This window comes from Ekhidna sp. (assembly GCF_039940915.1).
GTDB lineage: Bacteria > Bacteroidota > Bacteroidia > Cytophagales > Cyclobacteriaceae > Ekhidna.
Genome location: NZ_JBDVFO010000002.1, coordinates 622722 through 640692, shown reverse-complemented (window position 1 = coordinate 640692; position 17971 = coordinate 622722). Strand labels below are relative to the sequence as shown.

Genomic DNA, 17971 nt, shown 5'->3' with positions numbered 1-17971 from the left:
AGTTGCATCAATCTACCTAAATACTGCATTAAATTAATATAGTTACAAGATGTTGACTTATTTTCATGGAATATAAAATTTTGTTTTCAGTATGATTCTTACGCTTTCGGATTGGTTTGTCATTGCAGTCTTTTTCGTTATTGTCCTTGCAATAGGTCTATGGGCAAGTAAAACAGCAGGAAAAAGCTCATTGGAATATTTTCTCGCAGGAAAATCTATGCCATGGTGGTTGCTTGGTGTTTCAATGGTGGCCACTACATTTTCTGCAGATACACCCAACCTTGTAACAGGTTTTGTGAGAGAAGGAGGTATCGCTAAGAACTGGCTTTGGTGGTCTTTTTTGTTGACAGGGATGGTTACGGTTTTCATTTATGCCAGGCTGTGGCGGAGGTCTGGAGTTTTGACTGATTTAGAATTTTATGAACTGAGGTATGGAGGTAAAGCGGCCTCTTTTTTAAGAGGGTTTCGGGCATTGTACTTAGGCGTATTTTTCAATTGCCTCATCATGGGATCAGTGACTTTGGCTGCTATTAAAATTTCTTCCATTCTGTTTGGAGTGGAGCCCATTTATACCGTAATCGTAGCCTCGATTGTTGTTGCCTCGTATGCTGCCCTTGGAGGAATAAAGGGAGTCATTTGGACGGACTTTTTTCAATTTGGGATCGCATTGATAGGAGCTATCTACGCAGCCTATGTTGCTGTTAGTCAACCAGAAGTGGGTGGATTGTCAGGCTTGGTTTCTCATGAATCTTTAGAAGGAAAATTGGACATCATCCCGGACATCAATAACACGTCTCTCATGATTTCGATGTTCATCATCCCATTGGCTGTGCAATGGTGGTCTGTATGGTACCCCGGCGCTGAGCCTGGCGGTGGAGGATATATTGCCCAGCGAATGCTAGCCTCAAAAAATGAAAAACACGCCGTTGGAGCCACTTTGTTTTTCAACTTTGCTCATTATGCACTGCGCCCATGGCCATGGATTCTTGTGGGATTGGCATCACTCATCTTGTTTCCGGATCTTCAGTCAATAAAAGCAGCTTTTCCTGATATCGATGATCAATACCTGGGAGATGATATTGCTTATCCGGTAATGCTTACACTCTTATCGCCAGGATGGCTAGGTCTTGTCGTGGCCTCCTTGATAGCTGCCTACATGTCTACCATTAGCACGCATTTAAATTGGGGATCATCGTATGTGGTCAATGATTTTTATAAGCGCTTTGTAAAGCCAGAAGCATCTGAAAACGAACTTGTGAATATTGGAAGACTATCCACGGTTTTATTGATGATTATTGCCGGGATTCTGGCGCTTACCGTTCTTGAAAATGCTTCTCAAGCTTTTAGTATACTACTACTTTCGGGTGCAGGAACCGGAGCGATTTTCTTGTTTAGATGGTTTTGGTGGAGAATCAACGCGATAACAGAAATCGTTGGGATGATCGTTGCGACGATAAATGCATTTGTGTTGGTTCTATGGATTCCTGATGAAATGGTTGCTACTGCATTCATTGATGGCTTTACAGCAAAATTGCTCATTGCTACTTGCATCACCACCGTGGTTTGGATTGTAACCACGCTACTTACCCAACCCGAATCTCATGAAAAGTTACAATCTTTTGTTCTGCAAGTGAAGCCAGGGATAGGGTGGAAAAAATTTGATAACCGAGGAGAGTCAAACTTAGTCGCAAGTTTGTTAAGTGTATTTGTAGGTACCATTGGCACATATGCAGCTCTTTTTGGAATCGGCAGCCTCATCTATGGCAACCTTGGCTTGGCATTGGTGATGATTTTCATCTTTGGGCTTTCCATCTTTTTGATTTTCAAATGGTGGAAAAAATAAGAAACTGTGAATTGTGAAAATACCCTAAAGTGGGTATTGATTATCATTTGATAATGAGAGTACTTTGTTAATAGATACTCACCGCTCTATTCACTGCCAAATGTAGAGGCGCCATTCCGGGGCCTCTTTTTTTATGCCCTTTAATTATATTGCCTTCAAACAATATCGTATGAATCACACACAAGGCATGCTTAGTCCCGAGTCGCTAAAGGGCAAAACTATAATCGTAACTGGGGGAGGAACAGGATTAGGTAAATCAATGGGAGCTTATTTTTCTGAGCTTGGAGCTAACCTGGTGATCACCAGTCGAAAGATTGAAGTGTTGGAGGAAACAGCCAAGGAGATTACCGCCAAATCCGGATATCCTGTGCACTGTGTAGCGTGCGATGTTCGTGAATATGAGCAGGTAGAGCGTGTGATAAAAGAAGCAAAAGAGAAGTTTGGAAGCGTAGATGTGTTGCTCAATAATGCTGCTGGAAACTTCATTAGCCCAACGGAGCGACTGTCGAATAGGGCTTTCGATACGGTGGTTGATATCGTATTGAAGGGTAGCTACAATTTTACGCTGGCCATGGGCAAGGACTGGATTGAAAATAAGCAGAAAGGAAATATTCTGAGCATCGTCACCACCTATGCGTGGACAGGTTCAGGATATGTGGTGCCATCGGCTTGTGCCAAGAGTGGAGTTTTGGCAATGACCAGGTCGTTAGCTGTTGAATGGGCGAAATACGGTATCCGAAGCAACGCCATTGCACCGGGACCTTTTCCGACGGAAGGTGCCTGGGATAGACTGTTGCCAGGGAACCTTAAGAAAAAATACGATCCAGCTATAAAAGTGCCGTTGAAACGGGTGGGAGATCATCAAGAGTTGGCCAATCTGGCCGCTTATCTTGTTTCAGATTATTCAGCGTACGTCAATGGCGAAGTAATTACCATTGATGGGGGAGAATGGCTGATGGGGGCAGGAGAGTTCAATGGACTGGAAGCCATCCCGGAAGAACTTTGGGATGCGATGGAAATGGGTCGAAAAAAGGGAGGTTCGAAGTTGAAGATGATGTGGCTATACTTCAAAGGTATGCGCAAGCTTAAGATTTGATTGCACTTTTTAAAGTATGAATTATGAAAATTAAGCTAATACTAGCACTATCGTTTATTGGGCTTTTTTACTTTTCCTATTCACAGGAAAATGAAGAATTAGTCAAAGAATTGTTGAAGAAAGGAAAGGCATCATTGCAACAATTTCAGCTGGATTCTGCCAAATCTACTTTCGATAAAGCGTCACAGATTTCCGAGAAGAATGAGCTGTGGGATTTGTATTTTGATGCGCAGCTTAATCAAGCAATGGTTGCATTCCTCTCTAGAAAGCAAGTAGATTCCGACCAGATCATAGACGAACTTTACAGCCGGGTTAAGGTGAATAGTTCTTTAGTCAATGACAGTTCTATTGCCTTATTAAACTACATCAATGCAAATCTGCTTTGGCGGCAAAGCAAGTATTTAGAGTCAAGGAAGAGAATAAATGAGGCGCTAAGACTGGCCGATATTTCCAGAATTTCTGATGGAAACAAAGCAAAAATGCTGTTGATTGAAGGAAATATTAACCTTCATCTATCAAACTATGGACAGGCAATTGAAGGATTTCTCAATTGCCTCAATCTTCAACCAGACAAGGAGAATAGGCTTTCCATGTTTGTTTACAACAACATTGGTCAAGCCTATTCAGAGAGTAGGAACTATCAGCGTGGGATGGAATATTACTTGAGAGGTCTCTCTGTTTGTAATAAACTGTATAATCCAGATCATCCATACTTTGGTTTTTTCTATCAAAACATAGGAAATCTCTATTTTCTCATGGATGATTATTCTAATGCCTCTGCCTACTACACTAAGCTGATTGACTTAAATGAACGAATTCTGGATCCAGATGATCCGGAACTCGCAAAAAATTACAATAATGTGGCAGCTCAAATGATTAAAGAATCTAAGTATGATTCAGCAAGAATCTACTTAAATAAGTCATTCGCCATATTGGGTGAGAAGAATCATCGCAATAAGAGACATGCATATAATATTTTGGGTCAGCTTTTAAGTGCTGAAGAGAGGTACGATGAAGCTTTGCGCAACTACCATGTTGCCTTCTCAATTGAGCGTGAAATTAAAGATGGTGCCAATCATTTTTTAACTCAGATATTGATGCGAAAGGGGAAAGCGTATCAAAAACTGACGCAATATGACAGTGCTATACTTCAATACAATGAAATTCTAATGAGGATAAGTGATGATTGGTCTCCAGTGGATATCGAAGATAATCCTAAAATGAAAGAGTTGAAAGTAGGGTTTGAGGATGAGGCAATTGAAGCGCTATTAGCTAAAGCAACGGTGATGTGTTTAACAAAAGTTTCCCGATTGGGGATTACGCCTACTTACTCACTGATCGAGACCTTGTTAGATAAGCTAGAATCAGACTATTTAAGTCCAGAAGAACAGTTTAACCTGGTGGGGTATGAAAATGAATTGGCTAGACTGAAACTAGAAACCATAAGTAGCGAATTTGAAGGTACCGGTAATGAAGATTTAATAGAAGAAGCATTTCAATCCATTGAACGGAATAAGGCGAGGATTTTGAAACTCGAATTAGAATCACGTCATTCGAATAACGTGTATAGGTTGGATGAAAAAATATTTGAGAGAAATAGAGATCTTTTAATTTCAATTGGCTACCACAAATCCCTGGTTGTTACAAGTACCAATCAATTAAAAATTGACTCACTAAACTCCATCATTTTTGATCTCAACAGAACGAAAGATTCTCTTGAAACAGTGGTGAGGGATCGATTTCCATTAGCATATAAGAAGAAATTTGGTAAACAGGAAACCTCTGTAAAGCTGATCCAGGAAAGATTACAAAAAAACAATGTCTTGGTTCAATATTTTATTGGAGATTCCGCCATCCATATGCTATCCGTGAGCAAAGAAGGTGTAGAATTCACTTCGAGAACTATTCCAAACAACCTGGAGGAGCTAATAAAAGATGCTTCTATTCAAGCGCCGAATCAACTCAATTCTGTAGCATTTTCCGAATTATATAACCTATTGATTCAACCGCTAGCATTGGCGGATGAAATTGATAAGCTGACTGTGATACCAGACAAGCATTTGTGGAATGTTAATTTCGAACTTCTACTGAGTGAAAATCTCGAACCGGAAATTCCAATGAAGAACTGGCCATTCTTACTTAAGCAGATGAGTATACATTATGTGTATTCCGCAAGTACGTTTACCGATAATGAATTGGGGGCAGGAACAAATGTCAAAGTCCTGGCTATGTCGTTTGGAGATATAGATGAAGGTGATGGTACGGCATTGATTAGAGACTTTGCGGATTTAGGTGAACTTCCAGGAACACGCGAAGAAATACGTAGGATATCCAAACACGTAGGTGGTAATTACTATTTCGGAAAGAATGCCAATGAATCCAACTTTAAGCGAGAGGCTCCAAAATATTCTGTTCTGCATCTGGCATTGCATGGGGAGACGCAAGAAGACAATCCAAATAATTCAAGCCTCGCGTTTTACAATAATGAGGACAACATGGAAGATGGCTTTTTACATGCATTTGAACTCTATGGGCTAGAGTTGGGTGCAGAATTAGCAGTTCTCAGTGCCTGCCAAACAGGAGAGGGACCATTGGTAAATGGTGAAGGCATCATGAGTTTAGGGAGGGCTTTTAGCTCCGCAGGAGTTAAGAGTTTGGTAGTCTCGAGGTGGAAAATCCCTGATGCTACTGCACCCGAAATCATGGAAGCTTTTTACCAAGAGTTAGTGAATGGAAAAAGCAAAAGTGAAGCGCTTAGATTAGCCAAAATTGCCTACTTGGATAAAGCTGATAACCTGACTTCTCATCCGTACTATTGGTCGTCTTTTTACGTGCTTGGAAGTGATGCCAGCATGGACTTTTCTTCCAGTTTTTCACTTTACTTCTTGGTGCTTGGAGTTGTGATTATTGTATTTATAGCAATTCAAATAAAAAGAAGAATGTCTTAGGATTTCGAGCGATCGATCTCCCGAAGAAGCTCCTGAGCATCTGACCAGTTAAAATCATTTTCATTGATCTCTAATAGCAAATCTTTGGCTTGATTAGGCTCGTTGCTCTCGAGATGGGCTAGTGCCAGGTACCATCGAACCTGCTGTGCATATTTACCACCCTCAATAGTCATAAGCAGGGCTATTGATTCGCCTGACTTCCTTAAAGCTAGTAAGGTCATCGCATGATAAAATGTCACATCTTCTTGATAAGAAATAGGCGGTGATGCAGCCTTGAATAATTCTAAACCCTCTGCATACTTCCCGACCTGATATTTTTTTAGTGCCTTTTTCCAGCTAGTCTCATTTTCACTTTGCAATCGGACGCTTATTAGTTCAGGATATGGTTGAAAGTACGCTGTAAAGAGTTCTTCCTCAGATTGATTCGAATCTACGATTTTGTAGATCGAAAAGACTGTTAACAGCACTAGGGCCACCGAAGCGACTAACTTAAGATATGGCCAACTTCCTTTGTCTGTATTTGCTATTTCCTCAATGGTTGAGTTTAGGGTTCTTACTTTATTTTGTAGGGTTACTTCTTCTCCAAGTTCAAATAGGATGCGATCAGGATGGTCAGGGTTAAGTTTTGAAATTTCATTTCTGAGTTCACTCTTCCGTTCTTCGGTCGTGGACTCATGAAAATATTCTTCCAACAGTTTATTATACTCATCCATTTTTTAACTCTTTATATAATGGATCTTTTTTAATTGCTTCGATTAGCTTTTCTTGACAGAGATGTTTCTTTTTTCTGACATAACCAGCACTCCCCAAGTTCATCGCATCGGCAATTTTTTCCATGCTCATTCCTTTGAAAAAAAACTCAAATAGATTTTTACACCCCTCTGAAAGTCTTCCGAAATGAGCAACGAAAAGATTTCGTCGCTCTTCTTCAAACAGAATTTCGTCAATTCTTGGATCATCACTGATTTCCGACTCAGGAGTTTTCATCATCCTCTTAGAACTCCTTAAAACATGCAGCCACTTATTTTTTGCAATTGAATAAACGAAAGTGTCAATAGTTGACGACAATTTGAAATCTGGATTGTGCACTTTCTTATAGGCTACAATTATTGATTCCTGGAAGATGTCTTTGGCGTCTTGAGTGTTTCCAGAGTTGTTAAGTACATGCTTTTCAATTGACGGGAAAAGCCTTTTATAAAGCTCTTCCAGACTCTTTTTATTCTCAAATAAGGAAATGAGATTTTTGGTAGTCATTTTTTTTCAAGCGAAGGGTAACATTTTCCTGCAACATACAATTAAGGGTGAATTTTCTAAACCCTTAACCCTAATTAAAATGAAAATTGCGCAAAAAACGATTTGGTTGGTCATTCTACTAACCCTGTTTTTTTTCCTTCTTCATGAACCTGCTTAAGGTGTTAAAATTCAAAGAACGCTTTTCTAATTCAAAAAAGTAACTGATGCAATCAATTAATTCAATCACTTATTCAACCCTAAATACAGCATGCCATGAATAGCTCATTTAAAGGACTCCTAATTATCATAATGAGCACGTTTTCATGCGCGCTTTTTTCCCAGGAAATCAACCTTACAGAAGAAGTCCATACACTGCTTCCCTCACCTGATGTGGCCCAGATGAATAAGTTCGTCGATGTTCCAGTCAGTTTGTATACGGGGCAAATGAATTTGTCCGTCCCCATTTATGAGATCAAAATGAATCACTTCGCGATTCCGATTGCACTTCAATACAATTCATCAGGGATCAAAGTAGATGAACCCGCATCCTGGATAGGAGCAGGCTGGACCATGACCGGTGAAGGAGCAGTCAGTAGAAACGTAAATGGACTGCCTGACGAGAATCTATCTGTAGCAAAAGGATTGTTCCACAATACAAGATTTTTCGATGCAAACGGAATACGAGTAAGTGACCTTTCAGAATGCGGTGATGATTTTCTTACCGCACCGCAAATTCCCGAATCCGTACCGGATTCAATTGCCATGGGCTACCTGGATTTTGAGCCGGATGTGTTTTACCTGGCCTCACCCTTGGGTAATCTCAAATTTGTCTTTGATCATAATCGGCAGATGGTTCCATATGAGGATACAGATATCGAGATCGAAGAGCACCCTTTTGAGGACTTATCGAACATTGGTACAAAATGGATCATAAAAACCCCAAATGGTGTTACCATGGAATTCGAAGCGCTTGAAGCGATGAGGTCACAGTCTGGTTGTACCTCAAACGGCGCGTACTATGTCAATAGTGCAAGAATTCTGATCGGAGTAAAGTCTGCATGGAAAATCACCAAAATACATAATGGAATCGAGTCGGTCACTTTCGAGTATGAAGATGACTCATTGGCTGTTGATCGACTATATAGTGAAACAACTGATTATGGACTTTATGGATCGACTACCAAGTCCAGAAGTTGCCAAACCGAGATAAAGTATCACACAAAATATCTTAAGAAAATATCTACAACAAGTGGGGTCATAGTGGATTTTCATTCATCAGGAAGAGCGGACTTAGCTGGTAGACATAAATTGGATTCGGTTACAGTGACCCAGCATGGAAGATTTAAGAAAAGAATGGTTTTGGAAAATGATGACAGTCTTACAAAACTCAGGTTGTTGTCTGCATTTCAGGTGGATGAAAATGGACAAAGCTTACCCGGTCATACATTCAATTATTATGCTGGGATACTTCCTGACATCAATGAGAAAAGTCAGGACTACTGGGGGTACAATAATGACAGGAATAACACCACACTTATACCTGACTATAAGTCCGGTGTATACCATTTTGAAACTTCTTCAGATCGTGAGCCAAACCTGAGTGGCAGCCAGGTGGGGGCATTGCGGTCCGTTACATATCCGACAGGAGGAGAATCTGTATTCACTTACGAGCTTCATGACTATTTTGATGAAGCCTATGAATGTACGAAGATGTACGTTGTGCAGACACCACCCGGTGAAATAGATTCGATAGAATTTTCAGTTAATACAGCAACCAATTTCACCTGGACAAATGCCAACTATGTTGATACCGATTTTGATGGTGGAGGTACCCAATACTCCATTCTTGAAATTCAGAAGTTGGATAATGGAAGTTACATCACATATACACCAGCCACTACCATTGGAAATCGCTTCCTCCTAGATTCAGGAGCCTATAGATTATATTCTGAAAATCACGAGATAGGCGAGGACTTAAACATGCGTGTGGAGTACGAGGAAAGCTGCCCTCAAAAAAACTATGTAGGAGGATTGAGAATCAGCAAAGTTGAGTTTAAGCAAGCAGGTGAAACTTCGTTTACAAAAGAATATGAATACGAAGGTTTAGATGGAGTTAGTAGTGGCTTGTTGTTTTCCACACCATTGTTTGGTGGTTTTATCACTTCAACACTAAACGGTAGTATAGCGGAAAATGAAGGAGGGCTTGAGTATTGTGTAGGCGCAGACGTATCTAGTTGGTTAACGGTAAGTTCATCCCCAACGATTGCTACTTTCTCCGGTACACACCTTGGCTATTCGCAAGTAAAGGAAATCATATCAGGCACGCAAAACGACAATGGCTTTATACTGCATGAATTCACCAATGAGGAATTCCCAGGATTTAACTACCCACCTGTGAGCTATGTAGACAAGGGTATAACCAATGGTAAGCTCCTTAGCCAGGTAATGCTAAGTGTGTTTGAAGACACTGTTCAGCTGACTACCAATCAATATGAAGAAGTAAACAGTAGCACCGTGGCCTACGGGCTGAAAGCATCGCGTAAGCATACGCAGTTTTGCTATGATTGCTCCGGGTCAGACTTTACCGAAGACTTTGCTGCAAGTTTTTATGAAGTACGGCCGAAATGGCACAGACTGAAAGAAACCCGAACCTATTCCTATGAGGGGCAAAATGAGCTTGTAAAATCCCAGGTGTTTGAATACGGATCCGACCACACTTATCCTGAATGGATCAAAAGCACAACGAGTGATAGTGACACTCTTCAAAATCACATCATAAGAGAAGATACGCTTAATCCAGGCCTGGTTACCGAAAGTATTGCGTATTTGAAGACGCCGAATGCAACGGAGAAAATCAGTCAAAAAAGATGGAGTTATCAAGAGGGACTTCCTATTGAAGAGTCTGTATGGAATCGTCAATCAGATACAATGAATCGTGAAGGCGTGATTGTAAGAGACGCTCTTGGAAACGTCATGAGCTACCAACAGCTTCCAGATAATGGCGGGACAACATCCGTGTACTTGAGAGCATTTGATGGGGCCAGGGTGGTTGCTGAAATCACCAATACATCGCAGGCTGAGATCGATAACATTTGGGCTCCCAATACTATTGCTGAGCTCTATGTCCTGGAGGATAATGTGGTAATAAATCAACGATTGGAATCCCTGAGACTGGCACTCCTCGATCTTCCAATGCACATGCGGATATTCAAATATGATGCAGTTAACGAAGTATTCGGTCCTTCTGAGATCATTGATTTCAATGGAAAATCTGTGAAGTATGAATATGACACTTTCGGAAGACTGATCCTTATTCGAGATTATGAGGACCATGCATTGAAACAGTTCCAATACACCTTCTCCAATCAATAAGTCATCCCCTAAACACGCAATCCGATGAAACTAACAAAATCATTATACATTTTTATATTCCTTTCAGTTATATTCCATATTTCTGTGTTTGCGCAGACTGTGAATGGAAATTCGCAGGTGGGTGTAAGTACATTCCAAACATATACCTACTCAGGATCTTATTCGACAGGGTATCGTTGGGCTGTGGTTGGAGGAACAATTTCCAGTAGTTCTGGGCTAACCGTGAACATTATTTGGTCTGGTTCTCCTGGTACGGGCAAAGTACAATTCTATCCGAGTCGATTTGCTTTCACTCCACATGAGTTAGCAGTGACCAAGCATGCCAACCCACCTACTCCTTCAACTCCTTCGGTATCTGGCAATACGTGTGGAAACAAAACAGTAACTCGTGGTAATCCACCTTCAGGTATTACCTGGTACTGGCAGACCAGTTCTGGGGGTGCAAGCACCAGTAACTCCAATTCCACATACACAAAAACTTCTTCTGGCTATCTCTACCTCAGAGCACGTAGAAATGCCACAGGGCAGTGGAGTGGCTCTAGTTCTGTATACGTTACAGTAAATCACGCGCCAGGCATGCCATCTACACCCAGTGTATCTAGTAACACCTGCGGCAATAAAACAGTAACTCGTGGTAATCCACCATCAGGAATTACATGGTACTGGCAAACGAGTTCTGGAGGTGTAAGCACAAGCAATTCCAGTTCTACTTATACGGTTACATCAAGCAGAACCGTATACCTCAAAGCAAGAAACAATTCGTCGGGTTGCTGGAGCAGCGCTCGTTCGGTATTTGTTTCTGTTAATCAAAGTCCTGGCCAACCAGCTGCACTAAGCGTATCTAGTAATACCTGTGGAAGCAAGACTGTTACTCGACCAGGTGTACCCGGTGGCCAGACCTACTATTGGCAAACCAGCGCTTCAGGAACCAGTACAAGTAACTCCTCTGGGTCATATGTTGCGCATAATTCTCAATGGGTTTATATAAGAGCTAAGAATGATATTGGTGGATGCTGGAGTACAGCACGATCCGTTTATGTTACTGTAAACACTTTGCCTTCGACGCCTTCGACACCTTCTGTGTCGAGCAATACTTGTGGCAATAAGACAATAACAAGAGGCAATCCACCATCGGGAATCACCTGGTACTGGCAGACGAGTTCTGGAGGTGTAAGCACCAGTAACGCCAATTCGACATACACAAAAACTTCTTCCGGAAACCTGTATTTGCGGGCAAGAAACAATTCCACCGGATGCTGGAGTACCAATAGTAGTTCGGTGAGCGTGACTGTAAATTTTCCACCAGCTGCGCCATCCATATCAGGTATGAGCATGTGTGGATCTGGTAATGCTATTCTAGTTGTAGATGGCTACAGTCAAAATCAATTTGCCCCTTTTAAGTGGTACACAGCTTCTAGCGGAGGTACAGCATTTGCATCAGGCATTTCTTCCATCAATGAAAGCGTTTCATCAACCACCAGTTACTATGTTTCTCGCTACAATGAAACGACACTTTGTGAAAGTGGACGCACGCAAGTGACCGTGACCGTTCAGCAACCAACGCATACAACCGGTACTTCAGAATCTCATTGTCAAACTGCAGTTGCAGTACCGCTAACAGGAGAACCCGCGTACACGGGAACATGGTCAATCAATGGCCCTCCTTCCGCCATTGTGTTTGGAAATGCAGTGGATATGACCGCACTAAACCCTGGTCAGACCTATCAAGCTACCTACACTTACACAAACGGCATATGTGGCAGCAATACCTTTGTGAAAGATATTTATGTTCGTCCTCTTTCGGTTGCCGGTACTATAGCAGGTGATAGCCTACGGTGTGGAAGCGGAACATCGACGTTTACCCTTTCCGGCCATACGGGTACAGTTTTAAAGTGGGAAAGTCGGTATCAAGATGGAAGCGGAAGTTGGAGCGTCTGGGATCTAATCACAGATACGGATGATGTGCTACAAGTGAGTCCCAATCTTATCGAATGGGCAGGAGGCGTACGCACCTATGAGATCAAAGCTTATGTACAAAATGGAGAGTGTAACCAAGTCGCCTCTACAAAGCAAATATCCATTGACCCTCAATCGGTGGGGGGCTCAGTGAGTGGAGGCAAAGAGTCGTTTGTGTCGGCTACTGGGAGTTTAACCCTTCTTGGAAAGACGGGCACAGTGGAGCGATGGGAAAAATCCACGGATGGAGGAGCTACATGGAGCATCATAAATCACGTTTCCGAAACTTATCCTTACAGCAATGTGTCTACCACCACACTGTTCAGAGCAGTGGTTAAAAGTGGAATATGTTCGGAGGCTGTAAGTGCTACAGAACAAGTGACCATACTACCTGCACCAAGTATCAACTTGTCAGGTCTGTCAAACATCCGCGACTGTCAAAGTACCACGCTTGTCGCTACACAGGGATACGCCAACTACGCATGGTATTTGAATGATGTATTGATACCCAACGAGTCATCTCATGAGCTCCATATTGATCAACCAGGTGTTTATAAATTAACCATCACCTCTTCTGGCGGAGCGACCTACACGATCAGCAATTTTAACGTCACAAGCCAATTCATACTGGACCATAATGCAGTAACTACCTTCACCTATCGTGTACCAACAACAGCACCCGACTCTTCCTTTTGCTTCAGTGTAGAAGACCGATCAGTGGATGTACAGATTTTTGACGGACTTGGACGTCCTATTCAGCAGATATCGCTCAATGCCAGCCCACTAGCACAAGACATTGTGGTGCCCATGGAATACGATGATTTGGGAAGGCAAACCAAAAACTACCTTCCATATTCGGATACGGATTTGTCCGTTATTTACAAAACGGATGCACTCGTAGACCAACCCACTTTCTATCTGGGCAACAAAGGAAGTAACAAAGCCTACAGCGAAACCCGTTTCGAAACATCTCCGCTCAACCGTCCATTGGAACAGGGAGCGCCTGGTGATAGCTGGCAAATTGGGCAGCATACTGTGAAGTTTGAGTATGCCATTGCGGATTCAGCCGAAGTGATCAACTGGAACTTTTTGAGCTTTGATACTTTGCTTAGCAATCCAAAAGAGGTTTACGACCTGGGGGAGCTCTACAAAAACACCACTTTTGATGAAGATAGTAGTCAAACTGTAGCATACACCAATAAGCAGGGGCAGACCATTCTCAAAAAATCACAGCTAGATACTACCTGGGCAGAGACGTATTACATCTATGACATTTATGGACAACTGGTAGTGGTGTTACCACCAGAGGGATCCAAAAGCCTCAAAGATGATTTTTTCCATGTTTCAAAAACTCCAACCGATCGTCAAGCATTTTTGGATCTCTGGGCCTTTCAATATGCTTACGATGGTAGAGGAAGAATGACTGAGAAAAAGGTACCAGGGGCTGAACGTATGTTTATGGTATATGACCAATGGGATAGACTGGTCCTCACGCAGGATGGAAATCAGCGAGACAATAGTCAATGGTTATTTACAAAATATGATGAACTCAGCAGACCGATCATCACCGGGCTGATGAGTGGAGGAAACGAAGCGACCGAACGAACAGCAGTAGCTGCCTCGAGCGTACGGTTCGATACACTGAATACCACATTAGTGAATGAATACAGCAACCAGTCGTACCCGACTACTGGAATCGATGAGTATCTGACGGTCACCTATTACGACAACTATGACTGGGATACTACGGGACTTTCATTTAGTAATCCAACTGGTTTGTTATTGAATGCAATAGTAAAAGGTCAAGTAACAGGTACGCTGACGAAGGTAGTCAATGATAATGGCTCACTCCCGGGAGGGTGGATCAAGAGTGCTAGCTACTATGACGACAAGTATCGAGTTATACAGGTTCAAAGCACCAACCACCTGGGTGGCAAGGATGTGGTTACCAACCATTTCGACTTCATTGGACAAGTAATGAAAAGCATCAGTCTGCACGACAATGGAGACACCACATTCACCATCACCCGTAGCTTCAACTACGATCATGCTGGCCGGTTATTGAATACCTGGCATCTACTAAATAACTATGATTCTGTAAAAATTGTAGAGAATCACTACAATGAATTGAGCGAGCTGAAAGATAAAGACTTACATGGGGGGACGGGGGGCGTCTTCGCCCAATCCCTGGACTATGCTTACAACATTCGAGGCTGGCTAGAAAGCATTAATGATCCAGCGTTGAGTTCAACAAATGATACCAATACAGATTTGTTCGGAATGAATTTGTACTACGATACGGCTGTGGCAGCACTGGCGAGTCAGCAATTGTTCAATGGAAATATCAGTGCAATGGAGTGGAGTGACTTTGCAAGTATGGGTACCAATACACGCGCTTATGCCTACACTTACGATGACTTGAACCGGATCAAAAATGCTGATCATTTTGATGGAGGAGTAACCTCAAACTTTGATGTATCTGCGATCACCTACGAGATGAATGGTAATATTAAGAGTCTGGTCAGAAATGGTGCTACGGGAGCTGATATGGACAATCTAACCTATGACTATGAAGGCAATCAACTGCGGGAAGTGAGTGATGTGGGTTCGGACACTACTGGATTCTACGATGGATTTACTGCCAATTTAGACTCGGCGGATTATTCCTATGATGCCAATGGCAACATGGTCAAAGACCGCAACAAAGGCATTGATACCATTTACTACAACCACTTAAACCTACCTACCACTGTCATCCTGAGCAATAGCGAAGGATCTCAGGACAGCATCAAGTATTTATATGACGCAGCTGGCATCAAATTACAGCAAATCGTCTATGACAGTGGTGTTTTGGTGAAGATGACTGATTACGTGGGTGAGTTTATTTATGAAAACGACACCCTGGAGTTAATCCAGCATGTAGAAGGTCGAATCATTCCTGTGCGAAACATTGCTGGTGATGCTATTGAATCGTACGACTACCAATACCACCTCAAGGATCACTTAGGAAACGTACGACTAACCTTTAGTTCAACACCTGAAGAGTATGTGACGGTACAGAACATGGAGTCTTTAAATGATGCCATGACGGAATCTGAATCTCCAACGAATTTTGTCAATATACCATTTCGACAGGATGTTAATGCCAATACAAGCATTGGAGGAGATGAAGTAGCTACGTTGAATGCAGGAAGTGCGGGTGTCATGTCGTTGATACGCGTGAAGAAAAACGATGAGATGAGCTTCTCTGTTTATGCCAATTATTTAAATGATCCATCAACATCTGATTTGTTAAGTTTGGCCGGAGGAGCAATTTTCAATGCATACAACAATGGTGCTAATAGTAGTGGATTGGAAGGATTGACTTCAGCTACAAATTTGGAAATAGGTAGTGCCGTGACGGCCATGACAAGTGGAGCAGGAGCTAAGTCATCCAGTGGGGACGCACCAAAAGCCTACCTCAATTACATCTACTTTGATAAGTACATGTCATTTAATCGTGCAGGATTTGCGCAAATCAGTAATGCTGCCAAAGGGTTATCTGCGCATGAGTTGATTACCCTTGATGTAGGTACTATGGAAGCAGAGGGCTACATCTTGGTGTACCTGAGTAATGAAAACAATGCGGCCATACAAGTCAACTTTGACGACTTAACGATCAACCACACCATTGTAAATGACGTGGTGAGCACACAGGATTACTATCCGTTTGGGCTGACGTTTAATGCTACTAGTCGTACTGCAAGTACACCTCAAAAGTTCTTGTATAACAATAAAGAGCTTCAAGAGGGAACTGATTGGCTTGACTATGGGGCAAGAATGTATCAGCCAGAAGTTGGAAGGTTCTTTAATCAAGATAGGTATGCCGAAAAGTATATGAATTTTAATCCATATCAGTATACTTTAAATAACCCTATTCTCTACGTTGATGTTAATGGAGATAGCGTAAATGTGGCTGAGAAATATAGAGATCAAATGACCTCCGCATTGTCAGCAGTGTTTGGATTAAAAGCTTCAGATTTTTCATACTCAGAAGCGGGGAATTTGATTTTCAATGGGAGTACTGATGATCTCAGCAAAGAAGAGGCGGCTGTCTTTGGAGATTTCAGTACAGTGTTAAATGAGAAAACCACTACCAATATTGTATTTGAAAAACAACATTCAGTTATTGATAATGATGGAAATAAGATTCCTATCAATACCGCTAATTATGGAGGAGAGGCAACTTTAACAACATCAGATGCCAACGTTTCTGAAAACTATGTGATTATTGATCCAGCAGAAAGCGTAAAAGCGACCGTTTTCCCTTTAAATCCGAATTTCAATCCAAATGCTCCAATGTCGCCAAGTAATCCAGTTTCTACTGGTGCAGTAGAGGTTAATAATTCAAGGAACAATCGTACTTGGCATGGTATTGGTCATGCTATATTTAGAGGACAAACTCAAGATAAGGTTATGGATTTTGATAATGCCACAAGGAGCGCCAATAAACGGTTTAATTCTTTGGGTTCAGTATTAAAACCTCTTCCTTTGAAACCGTATGATACTAATCACAATATAAATGAACAATAAAATAAGAATTGCTAATATTATTTTAGTAGTGATTTCATTTTTCTGGAAACAAGACCTCTTGGCTCAAGAGATTCAATTACCTAGAAACTATTGCTCTAATCCTGAAAGGGGAATGTCTATTTCTCAGGGAGAGAATGTGTTGAATGATACCATACTTATTAGGCAGAGGGAAGAAGTTGATAGAATAATTTTTCAATTCTATAACACAACTTCGGAGACAGTATTTTTATTTAGTAGCTATTTTGAAGACTTATATTATTCTTCAAGGCATCTTCATCGAGTTGATACGAATTCTTTGGAATATAAGATTTCATTTATACCACTGAATCCATTTTTGAAGACGATATCTTCAGACAGAATAAAATTTGTTGCAAGAGATGCGGTGATTAGTAACCAAAACCTCTATGATTTTATTAAAATTCAACCCTATAGTTTTTTTGAGCTAGAAATTCCATACAGATTACTATTTAAGAATATTGATAATGAGGATTCATGTGTCTCTGTAATAGATGAAGATCAAAATACATTATTTGGTAATATAGATTTTCAAATTCTAGATAAGAAAAGTGTAAAATCTAAATTGGATTTACAATTTGAATTTGCTGTTTACGAAAGTGTTGATTTCCTATGTAATCGCACAGCTTATTGGGAAGCATCGAAGGAGTTTGAGAAGCAAGCTATGGGTTTGCAAAAATTTATAGTACCAGTACAACTTGAATATTTTATGCATTCATTGATAAATTGATAATTACTATCCCAAAACCCCCAATCTAGCGCAAGTATTAAATAAAAAACTGGTTCAAGCGTCCGCTTGGACTTTTTTTGTTAACAGTAAGTAGATTACTTTAAATAGGCACAAGCGGACGCTTGCGCCATGTGGCGTAGCATGCTACGCTTTTCTATCGTTTCGGTCAAGAAAAAGTAGAAACTTTAACCTACAATGGAAACACT

General features: G+C 41.3%; 8 protein-coding genes. 6 read left to right on the top strand and 2 right to left on the bottom strand.

The window, feature by feature from the left end:
• The first annotated feature begins 91 nt into the window (after positions 1 to 91).
• The 3 genes from ABJF57_RS07945 to ABJF57_RS07935 all read left to right on the top strand — a co-directional run bounded on the left by ABJF57_RS07945 (position 92) and on the right by ABJF57_RS07935 (position 5887).
• Entirely contained in the window at positions 92 to 1843 is a 1752-nt protein-coding gene (locus ABJF57_RS07945) for a sodium:solute symporter family protein (protein ID WP_462234056.1), read from the top strand.
• A 169-nt stretch (positions 1844 to 2012) separates the two neighbouring features.
• The gene (locus ABJF57_RS07940) at positions 2013 to 2939 is read left to right on the top strand and encodes an SDR family oxidoreductase (protein ID WP_462234054.1); all 927 of its coding nucleotides are present in this window, start codon (positions 2013 to 2015) and stop codon (positions 2937 to 2939) included.
• Positions 2940 to 2962: 23 nt separating this feature from the next.
• Positions 2963 to 5887, top strand: coding sequence for a CHAT domain-containing protein (locus tag ABJF57_RS07935; protein WP_462234052.1), 2925 nt, complete (start codon positions 2963 to 2965; stop codon positions 5885 to 5887).
• On the opposite strand, the gene ABJF57_RS07930 is transcribed toward ABJF57_RS07935, so the two are convergent.
• Both ABJF57_RS07930 and ABJF57_RS07925 read right to left on the bottom strand, forming a co-directional pair.
• Positions 5884 to 6600 carry a tetratricopeptide repeat protein gene (locus ABJF57_RS07930; protein ID WP_462234050.1) on the bottom strand — a complete coding sequence of 239 codons (717 nt, stop codon included), beginning with the start codon at positions 6598 to 6600 and terminating at the stop codon, positions 5884 to 5886. The genes ABJF57_RS07935 and ABJF57_RS07930 overlap by 4 nt on opposite strands.
• A complete protein-coding gene (locus ABJF57_RS07925; protein ID WP_462234048.1) occupies positions 6593 to 7141 on the bottom strand; it encodes an RNA polymerase sigma factor in 549 nt (182 codons plus the stop codon). Before ABJF57_RS07925 ends, ABJF57_RS07930 begins: the two co-directional genes overlap by 8 nt.
• Positions 7142 to 7393: 252 nt before the next feature.
• On the opposite strand from ABJF57_RS07925, the gene ABJF57_RS07920 reads away from it, so the two are divergent.
• From ABJF57_RS07920 to ABJF57_RS07910, 3 genes are read left to right on the top strand one after another with little or no spacing between them, the layout of a single operon-like run.
• Positions 7394 to 10492, top strand: a complete 3099-nt coding sequence (locus ABJF57_RS07920) for a hypothetical protein (RefSeq protein WP_462234046.1) — start codon at positions 7394 to 7396, stop codon at positions 10490 to 10492.
• 24 nt (positions 10493 to 10516) lie between these two features.
• On the top strand, positions 10517 to 17020 hold the full coding sequence (locus tag ABJF57_RS07915; protein WP_462234044.1) for a DUF6443 domain-containing protein: 6504 nt from the start codon (positions 10517 to 10519) through the stop codon (positions 17018 to 17020).
• Positions 17010 to 17765: a hypothetical protein gene (locus tag ABJF57_RS07910; protein WP_462234042.1), complete on the top strand. Its 756-nt coding sequence runs from the start codon at positions 17010 to 17012 to the stop codon at positions 17763 to 17765. The genes ABJF57_RS07915 and ABJF57_RS07910 overlap by 11 nt, the downstream gene beginning before the upstream one ends.
• The last annotated feature ends 206 nt before the right edge of the window (positions 17766 to 17971 follow it).